The 18,136-nt window shown below is 67.6% G+C and carries 16 protein-coding genes and 8 pseudogenes; 11 read left to right on the forward strand and 13 right to left on the reverse strand.

The window, feature by feature from the left end; translation table 11 throughout:
- Window positions 1–345: 345 nt before the first annotated feature.
- Together K0H76_RS07480 and K0H76_RS07485 are read left to right on the forward strand one after the other, a co-directional pair.
- Window positions 346–1,673, forward strand: a pseudogene (locus tag K0H76_RS07480) (AarF/ABC1/UbiB kinase family protein).
- On the forward strand, window positions 1,640–1,804 hold the full coding sequence (locus K0H76_RS07485; RefSeq protein ID WP_258934995.1) for a hypothetical protein: 165 nt from the start codon (window positions 1,640–1,642) through the stop codon (window positions 1,802–1,804). The pseudogene K0H76_RS07480 and the gene K0H76_RS07485 overlap by 34 nt, the downstream one beginning before the upstream one ends.
- Before the next feature lie 68 nt (window positions 1,805–1,872).
- Here K0H76_RS07485 and K0H76_RS07490 read toward each other — a convergent pair whose 3' ends face one another.
- From K0H76_RS07490 to K0H76_RS07500, 3 genes and pseudogenes are all read right to left on the reverse strand, one after another.
- Entirely contained in the window at window positions 1,873–2,835 is a 963-nt protein-coding gene (locus K0H76_RS07490; RefSeq protein WP_258934996.1) for a hypothetical protein, read from the reverse strand.
- A gap of 40 nt (window positions 2,836–2,875) precedes the next feature.
- A complete protein-coding gene (locus K0H76_RS07495) occupies window positions 2,876–3,082 on the reverse strand; it encodes a hypothetical protein (RefSeq protein ID WP_258934997.1) in 207 nt (68 codons plus the stop codon).
- A gap of 18 nt (window positions 3,083–3,100) precedes the next feature.
- Window positions 3,101–3,703: pseudogene (locus K0H76_RS07500) on the reverse strand (class I SAM-dependent methyltransferase).
- Between the two features lie 150 nt (window positions 3,704–3,853).
- Here K0H76_RS07500 and hflX point away from each other — a divergent pair.
- A pseudogene (gene hflX, locus K0H76_RS07505) lies at window positions 3,854–5,452 on the forward strand (GTPase HflX).
- Window positions 5,449–7,502: pseudogene (locus K0H76_RS07510) on the forward strand (ATP-dependent DNA helicase). The pseudogenes hflX and K0H76_RS07510 overlap by 4 nt, the downstream one beginning before the upstream one ends.
- Window positions 7,503–7,505: 3 nt before the next feature.
- Here the strand turns inward: K0H76_RS07510 and lexA are convergent.
- A pseudogene (gene lexA / locus K0H76_RS07515) lies at window positions 7,506–8,248 on the reverse strand (transcriptional repressor LexA).
- A gap of 174 nt (window positions 8,249–8,422) precedes the next feature.
- Between lexA and K0H76_RS07520 the strand changes: the two are divergent.
- The 7 genes and pseudogenes from K0H76_RS07520 to K0H76_RS07550 all read left to right on the forward strand — a co-directional run bounded on the left by K0H76_RS07520 (window position 8,423) and on the right by K0H76_RS07550 (window position 12,929).
- Window positions 8,423–8,716 (forward strand): hypothetical protein, encoded by a 294-nt coding sequence (locus tag K0H76_RS07520; protein ID WP_258934998.1) that lies wholly within the window; start codon window positions 8,423–8,425, stop codon window positions 8,714–8,716.
- A gap of 117 nt (window positions 8,717–8,833) precedes the next feature.
- Window positions 8,834–9,962 (forward strand): annotated as a pseudogene (locus tag K0H76_RS07525) (histidinol-phosphate transaminase).
- A gap of 12 nt (window positions 9,963–9,974) precedes the next feature.
- Window positions 9,975–10,590, forward strand: a pseudogene (gene hisB / locus K0H76_RS07530) (imidazoleglycerol-phosphate dehydratase HisB).
- Window positions 10,587–11,222, forward strand: a complete 636-nt coding sequence (locus K0H76_RS07535) for an imidazole glycerol phosphate synthase subunit HisH (RefSeq protein ID WP_258934999.1) — start codon at window positions 10,587–10,589, stop codon at window positions 11,220–11,222. Before hisB ends, K0H76_RS07535 begins: the two are co-directional and overlap by 4 nt.
- Window positions 11,223–11,277: 55 nt before the next feature.
- Window positions 11,278–12,025: pseudogene (priA, locus tag K0H76_RS07540) on the forward strand (bifunctional 1-(5-phosphoribosyl)-5-((5-phosphoribosylamino)methylideneamino)imidazole-4-carboxamide isomerase/phosphoribosylanthranilate isomerase PriA).
- Between the two features lie 84 nt (window positions 12,026–12,109).
- On the forward strand, window positions 12,110–12,292 hold the full coding sequence (locus K0H76_RS07545; RefSeq protein ID WP_258935000.1) for a hypothetical protein: 183 nt from the start codon (window positions 12,110–12,112) through the stop codon (window positions 12,290–12,292).
- Window positions 12,293–12,371: 79 nt separating this feature from the next.
- The gene (locus tag K0H76_RS07550) at window positions 12,372–12,929 is read left to right on the forward strand and encodes an SseB family protein (protein ID WP_258935001.1); all 558 of its coding nucleotides are present in this window, start codon (window positions 12,372–12,374) and stop codon (window positions 12,927–12,929) included.
- Window positions 12,930–12,939: 10 nt separating this feature from the next.
- On the opposite strand, the gene K0H76_RS07555 is transcribed toward K0H76_RS07550, so the two are convergent.
- The 9 genes from K0H76_RS07555 to K0H76_RS07595 all read right to left on the reverse strand — a co-directional run bounded on the left by K0H76_RS07555 (window position 12,940) and on the right by K0H76_RS07595 (window position 17,369).
- Window positions 12,940–13,428 carry a MarR family winged helix-turn-helix transcriptional regulator gene (locus tag K0H76_RS07555; protein ID WP_258935002.1) on the reverse strand — a complete coding sequence of 163 codons (489 nt, stop codon included), beginning with the start codon at window positions 13,426–13,428 and terminating at the stop codon, window positions 12,940–12,942.
- A gap of 108 nt (window positions 13,429–13,536) precedes the next feature.
- Window positions 13,537–13,791, reverse strand: coding sequence for a PepSY domain-containing protein (locus K0H76_RS07560; protein ID WP_258935003.1), 255 nt, complete (start codon window positions 13,789–13,791; stop codon window positions 13,537–13,539).
- Window positions 13,767–14,186, reverse strand: a complete 420-nt coding sequence (locus K0H76_RS07565) for a hypothetical protein (RefSeq protein ID WP_258935004.1) — start codon at window positions 14,184–14,186, stop codon at window positions 13,767–13,769. Before K0H76_RS07565 ends, K0H76_RS07560 begins: the two co-directional genes overlap by 25 nt.
- A 70-nt stretch (window positions 14,187–14,256) precedes the next feature.
- A complete protein-coding gene (locus K0H76_RS07570; RefSeq protein ID WP_258935005.1) occupies window positions 14,257–15,348 on the reverse strand; it encodes a hypothetical protein in 1,092 nt (363 codons plus the stop codon).
- Window positions 15,255–15,632 (reverse strand): hypothetical protein, encoded by a 378-nt coding sequence (locus K0H76_RS07575; protein ID WP_258935006.1) that lies wholly within the window; start codon window positions 15,630–15,632, stop codon window positions 15,255–15,257. Before K0H76_RS07575 ends, K0H76_RS07570 begins: the two co-directional genes overlap by 94 nt.
- Before the next feature lie 261 nt (window positions 15,633–15,893).
- On the reverse strand, window positions 15,894–16,415 hold the full coding sequence (locus K0H76_RS07580; RefSeq protein ID WP_258935007.1) for an FtsK/SpoIIIE domain-containing protein: 522 nt from the start codon (window positions 16,413–16,415) through the stop codon (window positions 15,894–15,896).
- A complete protein-coding gene (locus K0H76_RS07585; protein WP_258935008.1) occupies window positions 16,364–16,582 on the reverse strand; it encodes a hypothetical protein in 219 nt (72 codons plus the stop codon). Before K0H76_RS07585 ends, K0H76_RS07580 begins: the two co-directional genes overlap by 52 nt.
- Before the next feature lie 47 nt (window positions 16,583–16,629).
- Window positions 16,630–17,052 (reverse strand): hypothetical protein, encoded by a 423-nt coding sequence (locus K0H76_RS07590; RefSeq protein ID WP_258935009.1) that lies wholly within the window; start codon window positions 17,050–17,052, stop codon window positions 16,630–16,632.
- An 11-nt stretch (window positions 17,053–17,063) separates the two neighbouring features.
- Window positions 17,064–17,369, reverse strand: a complete 306-nt coding sequence (locus K0H76_RS07595) for a hypothetical protein (protein ID WP_258935010.1) — start codon at window positions 17,367–17,369, stop codon at window positions 17,064–17,066.
- Between the last annotated feature and the right edge of the window lie 767 nt (window positions 17,370–18,136).

Below are 18,136 nucleotides of genomic sequence, written 5' to 3' on the forward strand. Positions count from 1 at the left end.
TCTTCGCTCGGCCCCTCGGGCTGGTGGACGACGAGGGCGTATGGGACGCCAAGCGGACCGGCCCTGCTGGCATCGATGCTGCTGGCCCTGCTGTGGATCCAAGTCGCCTCACTCATCCTGCTGGTGGCGCTCGAGGCCCTGGTCCCCACAGCCTCCGTGCCCTCGCTGCCGCAGCTCGCCCGCCGCACCTACTCGCGGATCCGACGCACCCGCAGAATCGCCCAGCTGGCCAAGATCGCCTCCTCCTCAGGTCTGACCCGGGTGCTGCGCACAGGACCGGCCCACCAGGACTTCGCCGACTCCCTCGTCACGGCCATCAACCGTTCAGGGGTGACGTTCGTGAAGATGGGCCAGCTCCTCGCCACCCGTCAGGACCTGCTGTCGGACAACGTCACCCGCACCCTGGCCTCCCTCCAGGCCCACGCCTCACCCATCCCGTTGGAGCAGGTGCGCCGGGTCATACGCACTGAGCTCGGCGCGGACCCCGAGGAGCTGTTCGCCAGCTTCACCCCCGAGCCGATGGCCGCAGCCTCCGTCGCCCAGATCCACGCGGCGCGCACCCACGACGGCCGGGAGGTGGTCGTCAAAGTGCAGCGGTTAGCCGCCCGAGCACAGGTGCGGGACGACATCGCGGTGCTGCGCCACGCTGCGAAGATCGCGTCGCAGAGATTCGAATGGGCGCGGAACATGCACCTCACCAGCCTCGTCGATGAGCTGATGGAGACTATCCGGCGGGAGCTCGACTACCGCGAGGAGCTGACCAACACCCGCGCCCTGGAGCACGCACTGAGGGACGTCGACCGCATCGGCACCCCCGTGCCCGTCCCCGAGCTGACCACCTCCAGAGTATTGGTGGTCTCCCGGCTGGTAAGCATCCCCATCAGTGAGGCGCATGGCCGCATTGAGCGGCTGGACACCGACGTGAGGGAGCAGCTGGCGGACGATCTCGTCTCGGCGCTCGTCGAAGGAGTGTTCATCCGGGGATCTTCCACGCAGACCTGCACCCCGGCAACATCATGCTCCTGGACAGCGGCACGCTCGGGCTGCTGGACTTCGGCTCCATCGGGGTCCTGGACTCGGAGGCGCGGCAGGTGCTGGCCACGCTGCTCTACGGGATCGTCAACGACGACGCCGTCACCGCCGCCAACGCGTTCGTGCTCGGCTTCGACGTCCCCGACGACGTCGACCACACGCAGCTGCAGCGAGACATCGGCCGGGAGATCGCGCTCGTCCAGGGCAGCTACGACGTCGACGCAGGCCTGTTCGGACGGCTGTTCGAACTTGCTCGAGACCATGGCATCGGTGTGCCTCCGGGGTTCACGGCGGCGTTCAGGAGCCTGGCCGCCGTCGAGTCCTCACTGCTGCTGCTCAACCCGAACATGTCGCTGCTCGAAGCGGCGCGAGGCCGCATGGGAAGCATCATGCGCCGTCTCAACTCCCCGGGCGGCTGGCTGCCCAGTCGCTCGGCACAGCGGCGGTGTCCTCCGCGATCGCCCGCCGCATGCCGATGCGGGTGGAAGAGGTCACCTCAGCGCTTGCGGAGGGGCGTCTCACCGTCGACGCCCGGCCCTTCGCATGGAGCGGGGACCGCGCCTACGTCAGGGGTCTGGTCGACGACGGGATCGGCGCCATCATCGCGGTGGCGGCCCTGCTGGTGGCTGCGCTGCTGCTGACCACCGAGGACGGCACCGACGTGCTCGGCCCGCTGAGCCTCTACGAAGTGCTCGGGGTCGGCTTCGCCTTCAGCGGGTGCCTGCTGGCTCTGCGCTCCATTGTGCGCATCTTCCAACGCTCCGTCGTGTAGCAGCGGCTAGCGCTCCGGCCCCGGAGCCACGAACAGTGCGGCAGCATCTGCGTCCAGCGTTCGCAGCGTCAGTGCGGTGAACAGGACCGTGCCTGCTGCCAAGGTGCGGCGACCGCGCAGCAGCTCCTCCATCTGCACCGACCCGGGAGCCTCATGGACGTCCGGCCCCAGGTCATGCAGCGTGACCCACTCCCAGGGCCACACCTGCCGCGGGGAGTGCCGGTGTACGCGCCCGGCAGCTCGACGAAGCGTCGTGCCCCGGAATTCGCCCAGTGCGTCGATGAAGCCCTCGATGTCCTTGCCGGGGGCAGGCACACCAGCACCTGGTCAATGCCGCCCATCTGGTCCTCGGCGAACCGCAGTGCTGCCTCCAGCCCTGGGCCGGACACCGCCGAGTCCACCACGCATCGGCCCTGCGGGGCCTCATGCACGGAGAGCCTCCCGGGATAGTTCACCGTCCGCAGCGCCTCGGCCGTCTCCGAAGGGGCGTGAGCGCCTCCGGCCATCCGCAGAGCCGCGGTGACGCCGGCTGGCCGCATTGCTCCGCTGGAACCCCTCCGGCATATGCCGCACCAGCTCGAAGGCCTCAGGGGTGGGCTGCAGCAGCACCGTGCCCGTGGCCCGAGCCCGCGCGGAACGGCCGGATGCTCGTCGGCCAGGCTGACGCAGAAGCGGGTGCGGGCTCCCATGACTGCGGCCTTATCTTCGGCCACATCACTCACGGTGGGCCCCAGAATGTCGAGGTGCTCGCCGAATATCTGGGTGAGCACCACAGCCTCCAGCGGCCAATGGCTCAGGTCATCGGATGCGCCGCCGATGCCTACCTCGGCCACCGCAGCATCGACAGCCAGCTCGTCAAAGATCAGCAGCCCCATCAGCAGAAACAGACCGGTCGGCGCGAGATAGCCGGTGTCCGGGTCGGCCGCGGGCAGTCGACGGCGCGCCTCCTCGATGCGGATCAGCGCTGCCCGTCGCGTCTGCTCATCCACCATGCGCCCGTCGATGCGGATCCGATCGGCGTTGCTGAGCACCCCGGGCTCATCACCGTCCCCACGCGTCGCCCCAGGCCGGTCAGCGCGGCTGAGGCGTAGGCGGCCGCGGTTCCTTTGCCCTTGGAGCCGACGACCCCCAGCACGGGAACCGCAGCTCAGACGGTCGGTGTCCCAGGGCGGCCATGAGCTCGGCGGTCCGTTCCAGCGAGCGGGCGGAGGTGTGCCTCAGGCGCCTCCACTCGGAGAACACGACCGCCTCCTCCAGGTCGGCCGTGGGCAGCCGCATGGAGGTCTTCGAGCGTGCTCACCGACGAACCCTCAGCAGGCGGAAGCCCTTGTCAGTCTCGGGCCTGTCGACGGAATGCTCGGCCGGCAGTGAGGCGGCCAGCCATTTCTGCAGCGAGTCGGCGCCCAGGTTCTTCTGGACCACAAGCCACGCCTCTGCGTCGGCATCGAGGCGCGGCAGCCAGCTCAGCAGGATGTCGTGGAGCGCAGCCTTGCCCACCCGGATCGGCGGGTTGGACCATATGGTGCTGAACCGCAGGTCCGTCGGCACCTCCTCCGGAGCCGCTGCGATGACGTTGCTCAGGCCCAACGAGGCCGCGTTCTCGGCGCAGAGGGTCCGAGAGCGGGCGTTGATGTCCACCGCCCACACTCGGGCGTCGGGGAGCGCTGAGCCATGGTCAGGGCGATGGGCCCCCATCCGCAGCCGATGTCCAGAAGCTCGCCCTCCGGGGACGGGTCCGGCACGTGCTTGAGGAGCACGGCAGTGCCCTTGTCGAGGCCGTCGGGGAGAAGATGCCCCGGAGGTGGACACCGCCACCTCTGCGCCGTTGAGCACAGCGCTGATTCTCCTGCGCTCGAAGGGCCCTTCAGGATCTGACGAGAAATAGTGCGCGGTGCTCACGAGTTGCTAGGGTAGTACGTATGAAGATCTGGGCCCGTACGTGCTTCGTCCGCCTCCGCGGCTGAACTGCACCTCGCAAGAACCTGCTCCCGCCCTGCTTCCGCTTACTGCGGTTGAGCCTCACGCCCAGAACACTTCCCAAGGACATTCATGACTGAACAGAACAATCACCCCTCAGACGCGTCCATCGACGAGACGATCGCCCGCATCCTCGCCGCCGACGACACCGCCCGCAGCACCGAGGCCAGCACCTTCACCCAGGCTGAGGATGATGCGGAGACCGCTGACGCGAACCGTGCCTCCGCACGCCGCTCCGTCCTTCAGGGCCGGGCCCGGGAGCTCGCGGACCTCGGCGAGCACACCGAGCACGACGGCGACCAGTTCGACCTGGTCGAGCGCCGCAGCCTCAGACGCGTGGAGGGCCTCTCCACGGAGCTCGAAGACGTCACCGAGGTCGAGTACCGGCAGCTGCGCCTTGAGCGAGTGGTGCTCGCCTAGCCTCTACACCGGCAGCAGCACCGCCGAGGCGGAATATTCGCTCCGGGAGCTCGCAGCGCTGGCTGAGACGGCTACTCGACGGTGCTCGACGGCTTCCTGCAGCGGCGCGCCACTCCAGACCCCGGAACGTTCTTCGGGTCGGGCAAGGCCGAGGAGATGCGGATCGCTGTCGCGGAGCTCGGCGCGGACACCGTCGTGGTGGACTCCGAGCTGGCGCCGTCTCAGCGCCGCGGGCTTGAGGACATCGTCAAGGTCAAGGTGATCGACCGCACCGGCCTCATCCTGGACATCTTCGCCCAGCACGCCAAGTCCCGGGAGGGCAAGGCGCAGGTGGAGCTGGCCCAGTTGGAGTACCTGCTGCCGCGCCTGCGCGGCTGGGGCGACTCCATGTCCCGTCAGGCTGGCGGTCAGGCGGTAAGCGGCGCCGGCATGGGCTCCCGCGGCCCCGGTGAGACCAAGATCGAGCTGGACAGGCGTCGCATCAATCAGCGCATGGCGAAGCTGCGCCGCGAGATCGCGGGCATGAAGCCCGCGCGTGAGGCCAAGCGGGCCAATCGTCGGCGCAACGCGGTCCCGTCCGTGGCCATCGCCGGCTACACCAACGCGGGCAAGTCCAGTCTGCTCAACCGCCTCACCGACGCGGGAGTCCTGGTGGAGAACGCTCTGTTCGCCACACTGGACCCCACCACCCGCAAGGCGGTCACCCCGGACGGCATCGGATACACGCTCTCGGACACCGTGGGCTTCGTCCGTCAGCTGCCCACTCAGCTGGTCGAGGCCTTCCGGTCCACGCTCGAAGAGGTCGCCGAGGCAGACCTCATCCTCCACGTGGTGGACGCTTCGCACCCTGAGCCTGAGGGCAGATCGCCGCGGTGCGGCAGGTGCTCGCCGACGTGGACGCGCACGAGGTCGACGAGATCATTGTGCTGAACAAGGCTGATGCCGCCGAGGACCACGTCATCGACCGGATCAGGCGCCGCGAGCCCCATGTTGCGGTGGTCTCCGCCCACACAGGCCTGGGCATCGAGGAGCTGAAGCAGCGGATTGCCGACTCCATCCCTCGGCCCAACATCGATATGGATCTGCTCGTGCCGTACTCCATGCGGCGACGTCGTGTCCCGGCTTCACGCGGCGGACGCGGAGATCCTGCACACCGAGTACGAGGAGGAGGGCACGCGCCTGAAGGTCAGGGTGCGCGGCCCGCTGGCGGCAGAGCTGCAGCAGTACCGGGTGCAGGACCGCCCCGCATGACCTCGGCGACCGCTGACGCGCCTGCTGCCGGGAAGAAGGCTCAGCAGCTTCTCGGAACCGCTGTGGAGGCCTTCGGCGGCACCCGCCGTGAGGGTCAGGAGGAGATGGCGCGCCGGGTCGCTGGTGCCCTGGACCGAGGCTAGGCACCTGCTGGTCCAGGTAAGCACGGGCACGGGCAAGTCATTGGCCTACCTGGTGCCCGCCGTCGCCCACGCGACCGCCGCGGAGAAGCCGGTGCTGGTCTCCACGGCCACGCTGGCTCTGCAGGCCCAGATCATGGGCCGCGACCTCCCGCGACTCCTGGAGAGCCTCGAGCCGGAGCTTGAGAGGCCGGTCAACGTGGCTCTGGTCAAGGGCCGCGCGAACTACCTGTGCAAGCAGAAGCTCGCCGGCGGCTTCCCGGAGGATGATGACGACGCGGAGGCCCTCTTCTCCGTGGCGGCGGAGCCCTCCGGGAGTCACCGCCTACGAGCCGACCTCGAAGCTCGGCAAGCAGGTCGTGATGCTGCGTGAATGGGCTGAACGGACCGAGACCGGCGACCGGGACGACCTGCCCGAGGGCGTCACCGATCAGGCCTGGCGTCAGGTCTCGGTCAACGCGGTGGACTGTCTGGGCAGAAAGTGCCCCATGGTCGAGGAGTGCTTCGCCGAGGAGGCGCGGGCCCAGGCGGTCGACGCCGACATCGTCGTCACGAACCATGCGATGCTCGCCATCGATGCTTTCGAGGGCCTTGAGGTGCTCCCGGACCACGACGCGGTGATCATCGATGAGGGCCACGAGCTGGCAGAACGGGTGACGTCGGCGGTCACGGTCCACCTGTCGGCTGGCATGCTCCAGGCTGCGGCATCCTCCGCCCGTCGGCATACGGCAATCCGCGTCGAGCCCCTGCAGGAGGCCGCTAACGCTCTGGAGGCCGCCTTCGCTTAAGCATCGAAGACGGGCTGCTCCATAAGACGAATGGGAAGCCGACGGGACTGAACGAACGGCAGCTCTCGGCGGTGCAGGCCGCACGCGACGCTGCCCGAACCGCACTGTCAGACTCCAAGCCCTCGGGCGACGGCACCGGAGGCGAGGCGGATGCGGGCCGAACCACCGCACGTGCTCGCCTGCAGGCCGTCTACGATGTGGCCAACCGCATCGTCGAGGCCGACGAGACCCCTGACGTCGTATGGCTCAGCTACCTGGAACCTTCACTCCGGGTCAGGGGTACACGCAGGCCGATCCCTCGGAGCCGCCGCTGATCTATGTGGCGCCCACTTCCGTGGCGGGACGGCTGCGCGAAGGGCTGTTCGGCTCGCGCACGGTGGTGCTGACCTCGGCCACGCTGACGGTGGGGACAGCTTCGACGCGGTCGCCTACCAGCTGGGGCTCTCAGGCCCTCGCGCGCCCCGATGGGACGGCGTCGATGTGGGAGCCCTTCGACTATCCGTCCCAAGGAATGCTCTATGTGGCCAAGCACCTGCCGCCCCGTCTCTGAAGACTCAGGACGCCCAGCGGGAGGAGCTAGGGAAGCTCATCGAAGCCTCGAACGGCGCGACGCTTGCTCTGTTCTCCTCGCGCCGGGCCGCGGAGGAGGCGGCCGAGCAGCTGCGGGAGACGCTGGACGTGCCGATTCTCTGTCAGGGCGACGCGACCATGTCTGCGCTGGTCCGGGAGTTCGCTGAGGATGAGGAGACGTGCCTGTTCGGCACGATGTCCCTGTGGCAGGGCGTCGATGTTCCGGGACGGTCATGCTTACTTGTGGCGATCGACCGGATCCCGTTCCCTCGGCCGGACGATCCGCTGATGAATGCGCGCACCCAGGAGGTGGGACGCGCAGGTGGCAACGGCTTCATGGCGGTCTCCGCCGCGCACGCAGCAGTCCGGATGGCACAGGGTGCGGGACGTCTCATCCGGACCTCCGAGGATCGCGGCGTGCTCGCCGTACTCGACTCCCGGCTGGCGACCAAGCAGTACGGGTCCTACTTGAAGAAGTCGATGCCGGACTTCTGGGCCACGACGGACAGCGACGTGGCCAGAGGCGCCCTCCGGCGCCTCGCCGAGGCGTAGCCCTCAGAGGCTGCGGAGCACGGTCACCACTTTGCCCATGATGGTGGCCTCATCGCCCAGGATCGGCTCGTAGTGCCGGTTCTGCGGGAGCAGCCACTGGTGGCCGTCGCGCCGCTTGAGCGTCTTGACCGTTGCTTCCTCGTCCAGCAGCGCTGCCACGATGTCGCCGTTCTCCGCCGCGGCCTGCTGCCTGACGACCACCCAGTCGTCCTCGAAGATGCCTGCCTCGATCATGGAGTCTCCGCGAACCTGAAGCATGAACAGCTCGCCCTCTCCGGTGAGCTGACGCGGCAGAGCCATGACGTCTTCGACGTTCTGCTCGGCGACGATGGGGCCTCCGGCGGCGATCTGGCCCACGAGCGGCACCTCGGAGATGCGTGAGTCCGCCTGCTGGCGGTACGCGTTGAGGTCCACCACGCCGGCAGGCTCGTCCCGCACCTCAGGAGTCCCCGCCCCTGAGGAGGAGCTCTCGGCATGGGGCGTCTCTGCGCCCATGGGCTCGGCAAGGACCCGGCCGGAGGAGTCGCGGAGGACCTCCATGGCACGCGGTCGCCCCGGATCGCGCCGAATGTACCCGAGCTGCTGAAGCCTACCCAGCTGATGCGTCACTGAGGAGAGCGAAGCCAGGCCGCAGGCGTCGCCGATCTCACGCATGGAGGGGGATAGCTGCGTTCGGCCAGCGCCTGCTGAATGATCTCGACGATTCGTCGCTGACGCTCCGTCAGCGCAGCTGCGTCGTTCTCCATGTCATACCCCCGCCGTTGAATGGTGCTCGTCTTCGAATGTTGGTTCGAAGCCTACGACAGTTCGGACACAGTTTCCATCATTGTGTTCGAGTGAAGGTGGAGGCGTTCGAAGATATGTGCTAAGAATAGAACAGATGTTCGAATAGCAGTTCGAGCTCACACAAGGAGGACGTCATGACCACCAGCACCGCACCGCAGAGCTCAGGAATCCACCTGACCCGCCGTGGCAGGCTCGTCCTGCTCGGCCTGCCGTCCCTGCTTGCCTCAGTGGCCGTGGCGGCTCTCCTGATCTTCGGCATCACCGGCCTGATGAATCAGGCGCAGGCATCATCGGAGCACGTCACCGGAGTCGAGGCGGTTGAGGTGACGGTCGCCCTGGGGACACCCTGTGGGACTTGGCCCACGAGGCCGAGAGTGAGGCGCCGGTGCAGGAGACGATCGCTCGAATCGCCGAGATCAATGGTCTGAGCTCCTCGCAGGTCGAGGCGGGCCAAAGCCTGTATCTGCCGACCGAGTAATACGCGTTGAGCTCGGCGCCTCCTAGCGGTTGAGCTCGGTGAGTCCGAGCGATCGTAGGATGGAGCGGTGACTGACGCTCAGACTTCGAACGAACGCGCTGACCGCCTGGCCGCTCTGCCGATCCGCGAGGAGCTCCACGGGCAGGAGCCGTATGGTGCGCCCCAGCTGACGGTGCGTGCCATGCTCAACGTCAATGAGACCACCCACGAGGTGCCGGCGGACGTGGTGGAAGCGATTACGAAGCAGGTCCATGCGGCCGCTTCGCAGATGAACCGGTACCCGGATCGTGAGTTCACCGAGCTCAGGCAGAAGCTCGCCGACTTTCTGAGCCGCGACCTGCCGGGCGGCAGCCTCTCGGCGGAGAATATGTGGGCGGCCAACGGGTCCAATGAGGTGATGCAGCACCTCCTCCAGGCCTTCGCCGGGCCGGGGCGGTCGGTGATGGCGTTCCCTCCCACGTATTCGATGTACCCTCTACGCGAGAGGGACCTACAGCGACTACATCGCGGGTACGCGGAACGCTGACTACACGCAGTCCGCGGACGATGTGGCCGACCAGATTCGCCGCGATCGCCCGCACGTCGTCATCCTCACCTCGCCGAACAACCCCACCGGCACCGCGCTGGAGCTGGACGTAGTGCGCGCCGCCTACGAGGCGGCCGCGGAGTCCAACACGCTGCTGATCGTCGACGAGGCCTACGGAGAGTTCCGCCAGCCCGGCGTCCCCTCTGCGGTGGAGCTGCTGGAGGCCTACCGCTGCTGGTCGTGACCCGCACCATGTCCAAAGCATTCGCCATGGCTGGGGCTTACTGGGATACCTGGCCGCGGCCCCGGAGGTGACCGACGCGCTGAGGCTCGTGCGTCTGCCGTACCACCTGTCGGTCTACACCCAGGCTGCCGCGTCCGCCGCACTCGACCATGCCGAGAGCCTCATGGCCAACGTGGAGAAGATCAAAGTCCAGCGGGACCGCATCATGGAGGAGCTGCGTTCCATGGGGCTGAACCCCAGTCCCTCGGACGCGAACTTCGTGCTCTTCGGGGCCTCACCGATGAGAAGGCAGCGTGGAAGCACCTCCTGGCCGATGAGGTGCTGATCCGCGATGTGGGAATCCCCGGCCACCTGCGCGTCACTGCCGGAACTGAGGAGGAGACGACCCTGTTCCTCGACTCACTGCGCACCTTCGTCGGCCGGTAGACTGGGAAGCCTATGGGAGCTGAACTGATTGAGGGCCGCGTCGCCCGTATGGAGCGCACCACCAGCGAATCGCAGGTGCAGGTGCGGATGGATCTGGACGGAACCGGAACCTCCAACATCTCGACGAGTGTGCCCTTCTACGACCACATGCTCACCGCGCTGAGCCGTCACTCACTGATCGACCTGGACATCCAGGCGCAGGGGGACACACACATCGACGTGCACCACACGGTGGAGGACACCGCCATCGTTCTCGGCGAGGTCCTCCGGACCGCGCTGGGGACAAGCGTGGATCCGCAGATTCGGCAACGCCATGGTCCCGCTGGACGAGGCCCTTGCGCAGGCGGTGGTCGACGTATCCGGGAGGCCCTACCTGGTGCACTCCGGCGAGCCGGAGGGTCAGCAGTACCACCTCATCGGCGGTCACTTCACCGGGTCGATGACGCGCCACGTCTTCGAGGCCATCACCTACCACTCAGGCATCTGCCTGCACATGCAGCTGCTCGGCGGTCGGGATCCGCACCACATCGTGGAGGCGCAGTTCAAAGCCTTCGCGCGCGCTCTGCGGGAGGCCGTGGAGTCGGACCCGCGCACAGACGAGGTCCCATCCACCAAGGGAGCCCTGTGAGCGCCAGGCCCACCGTCGCCGTCCTCGACTACGGCTCCGGCAACGTTCACTCGGCCGTTCGTGCGCTGGAGAGCGCCGGCGCAGACGTGGAGCTCACCCAGGACCGCCAGAAGCTGCTCAGCGCCGACGGCCTCGTCGTGCCGGGCGTGGGCGCATTCGCTGCGGTCATGGACGCTCTCAACGCCTCAGAGGCACCCCGTTGGATCGGTCAGCGCATAGCGGGGGCTTACCGTGCTGGGCATCTGCGTGGGCCACCAGGTCCTCTTCGAGCGCGGCGTCGAGCACGGCATCGCGGCAGAGGGTCTGGGGAGTGGCCCGGCGAGGTGACCTCCCTGCCCGAGGACGTGGTGGTCCCGCACATGGGATGGAACACCGTCACCCCTCCTGAGGGCAGCGTCCTCTTCGAGGGCATCGAGGACGAACGTTTCTACTTCGTGCATTCCTACGCGGTTCAGAAGTGGGACTTCGACCAGTCCATCCCGCAGATGCGCGCGCCCGCTGTCACGTGGGCCCACCACGGGGCCGACTTCGTCGCGGCCGTGGAGAACGGTCCGCTCTCCGCCACCCAGTTCCACCCCGAGAAGTCCGGGGAAGCCGGGCAGAAGCTGCTCCGCAACTGGGTCCGCTCCTGAAAAACTGAACCAGCGGCCGCCCACACGGCCGTCGGCGCACAGACCTGTCCAGACGATGAAAGTGAGTTCCGATGCCTGCACCCTCGAGCTTCTGCCTGCTGTTGATGTGGAGGGCGGCCACGCTGTTCGCCTCGTGCAGGGCGAGGCCGGTTCCGCCACCAGCTACGGGGACCCGCTGGAGGCGGCGATGAAGTGGCAGCAGGAGGGGGCCGAGTGGATCCACCTCGTGGACCTCGACGCTGCCTTCGGGCGAGGGCACAACCGCGATGTGCTCAAGCGCGTCGTCGAGCAGATGGATGTCCGGATCGAGCTGTCCGGCGGCATACGTGACGACGAGTCGCTGGAGCGCGCACTGGAGTTCGGCGCAGCACGGGTGAACCTCGGCACCGCGGCACTGGAGGACCCGGAATGGACCGCGCGCGTCATCGAGAAGCACGGCGACGCGATCGCCGTGGGACTGGATGTCCGCGGCGAGACGCTCGCAGCCCGCGGATGGACCCAGGAGGGCGGTAACCTCTGGGAGGTGCTCCAGCGCCTGGAGGATGCAGGCTGCCCGCGCTACGTGGTCACCGACGTGACCAAGGACGGTACGCTGCGCGGCCCGAACACTGACCTGCTCGCGGAGGTCTGCCGCCGTACGGAGAAGCCCGTCGTGGCCTCCGGGGCATCTCGTCCTCGAGGACATCGCCGCCCTGGCCCAGCTGGTCTCCACCGGTGTGGAGGGCGCGATCATGGGCAAGGCCCTGTACGCGGGCCGCTTCACTCTGCCGGAGGCGCTCGAGACCGCCCGCAGCAGCGCCTGATTGTTCGTATGGCTGAGCGTGCAGAGTCCAAAGAGCTGCCGGCGCATATTGCCAATCTTCTCGACAGCCGCCGCCGCAGCGCAGGTGGGCGCCCTGCCGATTCTGCTTAAGATCCCGTGGGAGGGTCGGGACCTCTCCGGAGAAGACAACCCGCTGCACACGTTCGATGGAGACGATGGTCTCACTGCCCCCGCCGTCGCGGAGGCGCGCGAGGCGCTGATCGCCGGTGCCGCTGATGAGGCCGGCTTCGTCCGTGCCCTGGCTTAGGCCAGCGGCTGTTCGCCCCGGTCATCGCGACCGGTCAGGGTGATGCGGAGCATGGCGACAAGGAGGCGGACATCTCCTGGTGACGCTCACGGCCTCGGATGGGCGCGCGGCCATGCCGGTGTTCACCTCGGTTCAGGCGCTCACGGCGTGGCACCCTGAGGCGCGGCCCGTGGCCGCGGAGACCGAGCGTGTGTTCCTGGCGGCCCTTGCCGAGGGCGCGGAGCTGGTGGTTCTGGATCCCGGGCCCGCAGATCCGGCTGTGGGCGAGGCTCCTGCCCTGACCTTCGTAGTTCGTCGCCCTGCGGTGGAAGCGGTGGCGAGCGGCGAGGTGTGGCGTCCTGCCTATGAGGATCCGCAGCTCGCGGCTGAGCTGCAGGAGCTGGCCGACGGAGCGCCTGGGGTGGTTCAGCTTTTGGTTCAGCCGGGTCCGGGCGTTGTCTCGTTCGCTTCTGATGGGGCGAGGGTGCTCGGTGGAGGGTTGGGGCCGGAGCTGCGCATCGGTGTGGTGGTTGAGCCAGGAACCGACGATGTCGGCAGGCGGCTCGCCCTTGCGGCGGTGTCGGCTGGCCTGGAGGAGGCGGCTGTGCTGCGTCGCCGTGCGGATTCGGTGGAAGTTGTGGCCGCAGAGACTGAGTAGCGCTCTGCCCTCAGGCGATGTCGAGGTGCGCTTTGAGCTTCTCGGCGATCAGGTGGAGCTGGTCGGCCTCTGGGTCGTCCAGTGCGGGGTGGAAGAGCTCCCGGATGTGCTGGGCGTGGACTTTGGAGGCGGCGTCGAATGCCTCGTGCCCTGCCGGGGTGAGTCGGGCGGTCATGCCCCGCTTGTCCTCGGAGCTGTTGGACCGCTCGACGAGTCCTTTCTCGCAGAGGACCTTCACCTGGTAGGAGAGTCGTGAGGGGGAGAAGATCATCTGTTCGGCCAGCTCGCCCATGCGCAGCGATTGGTTGGGCGCTTCGGTGAGTGTGAGGAGCAGGTTGTAGTCAGTGAGCCTGAGGCCTGTGGCGGTGTGCAGGCGCTTCTCGATGTGCTGGGTCATGAGGGCCGAGGCTTCGAAGAATGACCGCCATGCTTTGGCTTTGGGCGAGTAGCCGGTGAGGCTGCGGCCGCGCTCCTGATCGGGACGGCTCTCGGCGCTCACGGGCTCTCCTCATTCGTGCGAATCCTACGGACCGTCCAGTATATCGGCATGGTCGAGTGCGGGCCTGCCGGGGAGGAGGGGCAGGCCCGCACGCAGGCGGCTGACGGGTCAGCTGTCAGTTTCGACGACGTCTCCGCTGGTGACATCGACGTAGACCTCGGTGCCGTCGACCAGTTCGATCTCCCAGACAATGGTGTCGTTGTGGTCGTCCAGTTCGGCGTCCTCAGGTTCGGCTCCGCCTTCGTCCTCTGCGGTGCGAAGTGCGTCGACGAAGTCGATCTCGACGGCCTCAGCCTTCTGCAGGTCGTCGGAATCGAGGTCGTCCTGCTCTTCGTTGGTCACCTCGTAGGTCTCTGGGTCCATCTCGAGCTCGAGCTCAGTGTTCGCCTGGGGGTCCAGGAGGTCCACTTCGATTTCGTCCTGCTCCACCTCGAACTGGCTGACGACGGCGTCGGGGTACTCCTCGGCGATGGCTTCCGCCGCCTGGTAGGCGGGGCGTCACCGTCGCTCTGCTCCTCGCCGTTTCCGTTGGCCTCATTGGCGGCACCGTCTGTGTCCGCGTCGGCGTCCTCAGCGTCGTCCATCGTTCCGTCGTCGTCGGTGGTCTCTGTCTCTTCGAACTCCGCTTCGCCGTTGCTGTCTGCGTCCTGCTCTTCGCCCGGGCCGGGGTTCTCCTCATCGGGGGCGCAGGCGGCCAGAACCAGGGTGGTGGCTGCGGCGGCAGACAGAATGCCGAAGGTTGTGTTCCTGATGTCCATGGGCACAATTCCTACGCGGCGTTTCTGCAGAGGCACCTGTGAATCCCTGAACAAATGCTTGACCACATGCTCACTGCGTCTGCGAGTTCTTGAGGTGGGCCAGTTGTATGACGCGTGGTCCCTGCGGGCGCAGGTGCACGGCGCGCCCAGGTATGGGTCTGGCCAGGAGAGGGACGCTCACGGCGAACGCGTCGGCTTCGGAGCGGTGGACGGGGCTGAGCAGAAGGTTGGCGCCCTGCGCTCTGGCCGTGTGCGCCCAGGGGAGCCTGCTGAAGACGGTGGGGCTGGGGAGCGATGAGGCGATGATGCGGGTGCCAGCCGCTGCAGCCTGCTGCAGCAGGGCGTGCTGCTCGGGTGTGCACCGGTCAGCATCGTCCACCACCAGTGTGCCTCCGCCCGCCTCCTGCGGCAGCTCCCATGGAGCTCCGCCCTGGAGCTGTGTCGCGCCAGGGTCCAGAGCGGCGAGCAGGCGGAGGACGGAGGTCTTTCCAGTCCCTGCCGATCCGATGACGAGATTCACCGCACCCAACTCGATATGGGCCGGAAGCAGGGTGAACTGCTCGACGCCGATGGTGAGCGGGCCGCCAGGCGCCTGACGGTGCCCCACCTCGTCGAGGCCGATCCTGTCGGGCAGCGGTCTGATCCTCACCCGTGGCTGGTGCAGCGGCGGTGCGGATTCGGAAAGGTGGGCCGCGTCGTTGACGAGCTGAATCTCCACACCTGGTGACGGAGTGATCGGGTCGATGACGACCCCTTCCTGGCTGCGGGTCGACGCTGCGCAGTTTGGGCCACAGGTAGCGCGTGTCCTCACTGGCTCCGAACGGCAGGTAGACCATCGTGGAAAGGCGTGCTCCCAGCTTCCCATGACGAGCTCGCGTCCGCCCGACACCAGCACTGACAGTCCCGCAGCAGGACCTTCGCCTACCAGGGTGAGCAGCTCGTGCTCCGCTCCGGTTGATTGGAGGAGAGGGTGCAGCTGGCTGTATCCGCTGATGACCAGTACCAGTGGGGGCCCGTTGGAGTCGCTTTCCAGCCGCAGTGCGCTCATCAGTGCACGCAGCTCATGGATCAGGCGTTCCGTCTCCGGCATGGTCTCCGGCGTCGTGTATGAGGCGACGGCTGGATGGTCCGCCAGGTCCGCCAGAGTGCCGTCTCCGTCCACCAGGTGCAGCTCCGGTCCGGCGGGGTGATGAGCCAGCTGACGAGCGGCCGCAACCAGGGTTCGACCCCGCCCGCGTCGGGCTCACCGGTGATGCCGAATGTCTGCGCCTCGTGCGGGTCCAGCACCAGAGGCTCCTGCCGCTGGTGCAGAGGAAGGTCGACCAGGCCGAGCTGCGCAGCGGACCTGCCGTCTTCTGCCGCGAGAGCGCACTCCAATGGGGGCAGCAGAGGGCTGTGCTGACGTCTCCTGCCCTGAGCGGCGAGCTGCGATGTCAGGTGCGCCACGATGCTGCGGACGGGAGTTCCTCGGCTCTGCGCTAAGCGACGCCTGAGAGGCCGGTGCTGCTCGCATTCTCTCGTCGGGCGGGCATACCTGGGCCGTCTGAAAGGGCTCCGCAGCCGCACCGCCGCGTCGCAGCATGGCCCTTCCCGGAAGGGAGGACGGAATGGCTGCCGCGTCCGGAGCGCCGATGAGTTCGCGCGACTCGTCATCGGACCGAACCCTGAGGGCCATGGTCGTGCCGATGTTCGCCCGGATATCGGCGGTCACAACCCCTGCGGACGCTGAGTGGAGAGGATCAGGTGAAGCCCCAGTGACCTGCCGAGGGTTGCGATCCGCATCAGCTCGTCCATCGTCTCCGGAAGTTCGTGCGCGAAGATCCGGAACTCATCGATCACCACCACGATCCGGGCCAGAGGCAGCTCTGGGCGCAGGCTCCGATACTCGCCGTAGTCTCCCGCGTCGGCGTCCAGGAACAGCTTCTCCCGACGAATCAGCTCGCTCCGGATCGACTCTAGGGTCCGTTCTGCCTGAGCCTGCGACAGGTCGGTGACCAGCCCCAGTGAGTGCTCCAGCTGGTTGAGCTGGTGAAAGGTGGCGCCGCCTTTGAAGTCGAAGAGGATGCAGTTCAGCTCCTCGGGTCCATAGCGGCACGCGAGACTGAGCATGAGCGTCTTGACCAGCTCAGACTTTCCTGACCCGGTCGTGCCCCCGATGAGCAGGTGCGGTCCGTCTCCTACGAGGTCCAGCGTCGTCGGTCCGCTGCGACCCTGGCCCAGCTCGGCCACCAGGTGCTCCTGCGCGCTCTCGGCGAACAGGTCAGGTGGGAGCTTGGTCCTGCACGTCTCGGGCAGCTCGCCCGCGCCTGCGCCTCCTGCCCACGAGTGGGGAGGGCTCGGCGCAGCAGCGTCTGCAGGGTCTCGGGCGCCATGCCGTCGAACTCGAGGTTCCACACCTCTTTCGTGGTCTGCTCATTCTCCTGGCGGAGGATGGTGCGGGTGTTCAGATCTGCCTGTCGCCCCGGGGTGCTGTGCCTGACGGCCTGCGCATGATGACGTGCCAGTCCGCGCTCAGAGCCGACTCCAGGTGTTCGGGGTCCATACCGTCAGCGAAAAGGATGCCCGACGGTCCATTGCGGTCCAGGTTGAAGCCCTCGTGGCTGCGGAGCAGCGTCACGCCCCTGGCCCGGCCGGTCTCCTCCGGCAGAGCGGAGAACGCGTCCTGCGCAACAGCAATGGGGACGCGGTGAAAGCTGAGCAGCAGCTGAAGCAGAAGCCAGCGCATGCACCGCTCCGTGTCGCGCCGCTCGCCGACCAATGTCGTCACCTCGCCCGGATTCAGGGGCACCGCCGCTATGCCCTGCGTCTCAAGCAGGACCTGAGGGGCCTCTGTGCTGGGCGAATCGAAATCGACGAGGGCGTGCATCCTGCCCCTGCCTATTCGGACTGCTGGACACGCACCTGACGTGTGAGCTGCTCGTCCGGTCGGCACGTCGTGCACCCCGCCTGCTTGAACCGTGTGGAGCTCCGGCTCCTCGGCAAGGAGCTCAGCAAGCCTGCCGGGCGAAGGACACGCTCAGTGCGGCGTCCCCAATCCTCCGCCGAGTTCCGCACTGCAGCGCGGAACCTGCGTCCGCGGCGCCCGGCATGCAGCACGACGACCCCGGCCACGAGCGCACTTGCCGCAGAGAACAGCAGGAAGAACCACATCCCGGTCACCGCCACCATCACGATCCCGATCACCAGGGGATGCACGCCATGGCAAGAAGCATTCTGTGCTTCCTCCGGCGGTCTCTCCTCCGTGCGCCCCGGGGCGGGAGGCCACGTGGTGCGTCCCGACGGTTCGGGCGCGGTACGCACCAGCCGCAGCGAGCTCGCCCCAGACTCAGCGTGTCGTGCGTGCTGAGGGTGCGCTCGCCCTCATCCGTGAGGTAGCGCACGGAAGTCCTCCCGACGTCCAGGATCCCCTCGTGCCTCGAGACCGCAAGGTCAGCAACCCGCACACTGCTCTGCCCTCTTCCGACGGTGTATCGGCCTCGCCTGAGGGGGCAGGATCCGGCCCGCATCCGACCGGTGTCCACGCACAGCGCCAACTCCCGCGCGCCCCGCGGAGAACCGCGGGGACATCGCCCGCAACCACCACCATGCCCGGATGAATGTGGATGCTTCCCGCTTCGAGATCCTCGAGCCTGCGCCCAGCACACGAGAGTGCGCACGCATGGAGCTCCGGCAGGCTGCGCAGAGCTCCGGCGAGCTCCGTGCCCGAAGTGTCGGTCCCGCTTCCCGCTGCATCTACCTGCAGCAGCACCTCTTCAGGCGAAGTGCCCGGGGCGCGGCTGTGCAGAGAGCCCCATTCCTCAGGGCTGAGCGCATCCGGCGTTCGCACCAGGATCAGAGTGAGGCTCATGGGCAGGAAGACTAGGGGTGGCGTGACAAGAACGGACTGCGCGCGCTGCGGCCCTGTGGAGAACTGGCTCCCTGCGGCGTCGGCAGCGAAGTTCTCCACATAG

It is taken from the genome of Nesterenkonia pannonica, from assembly GCF_019575955.1.
GTDB lineage: Bacteria > Actinomycetota > Actinomycetes > Actinomycetales > Micrococcaceae > Nesterenkonia > Nesterenkonia pannonica.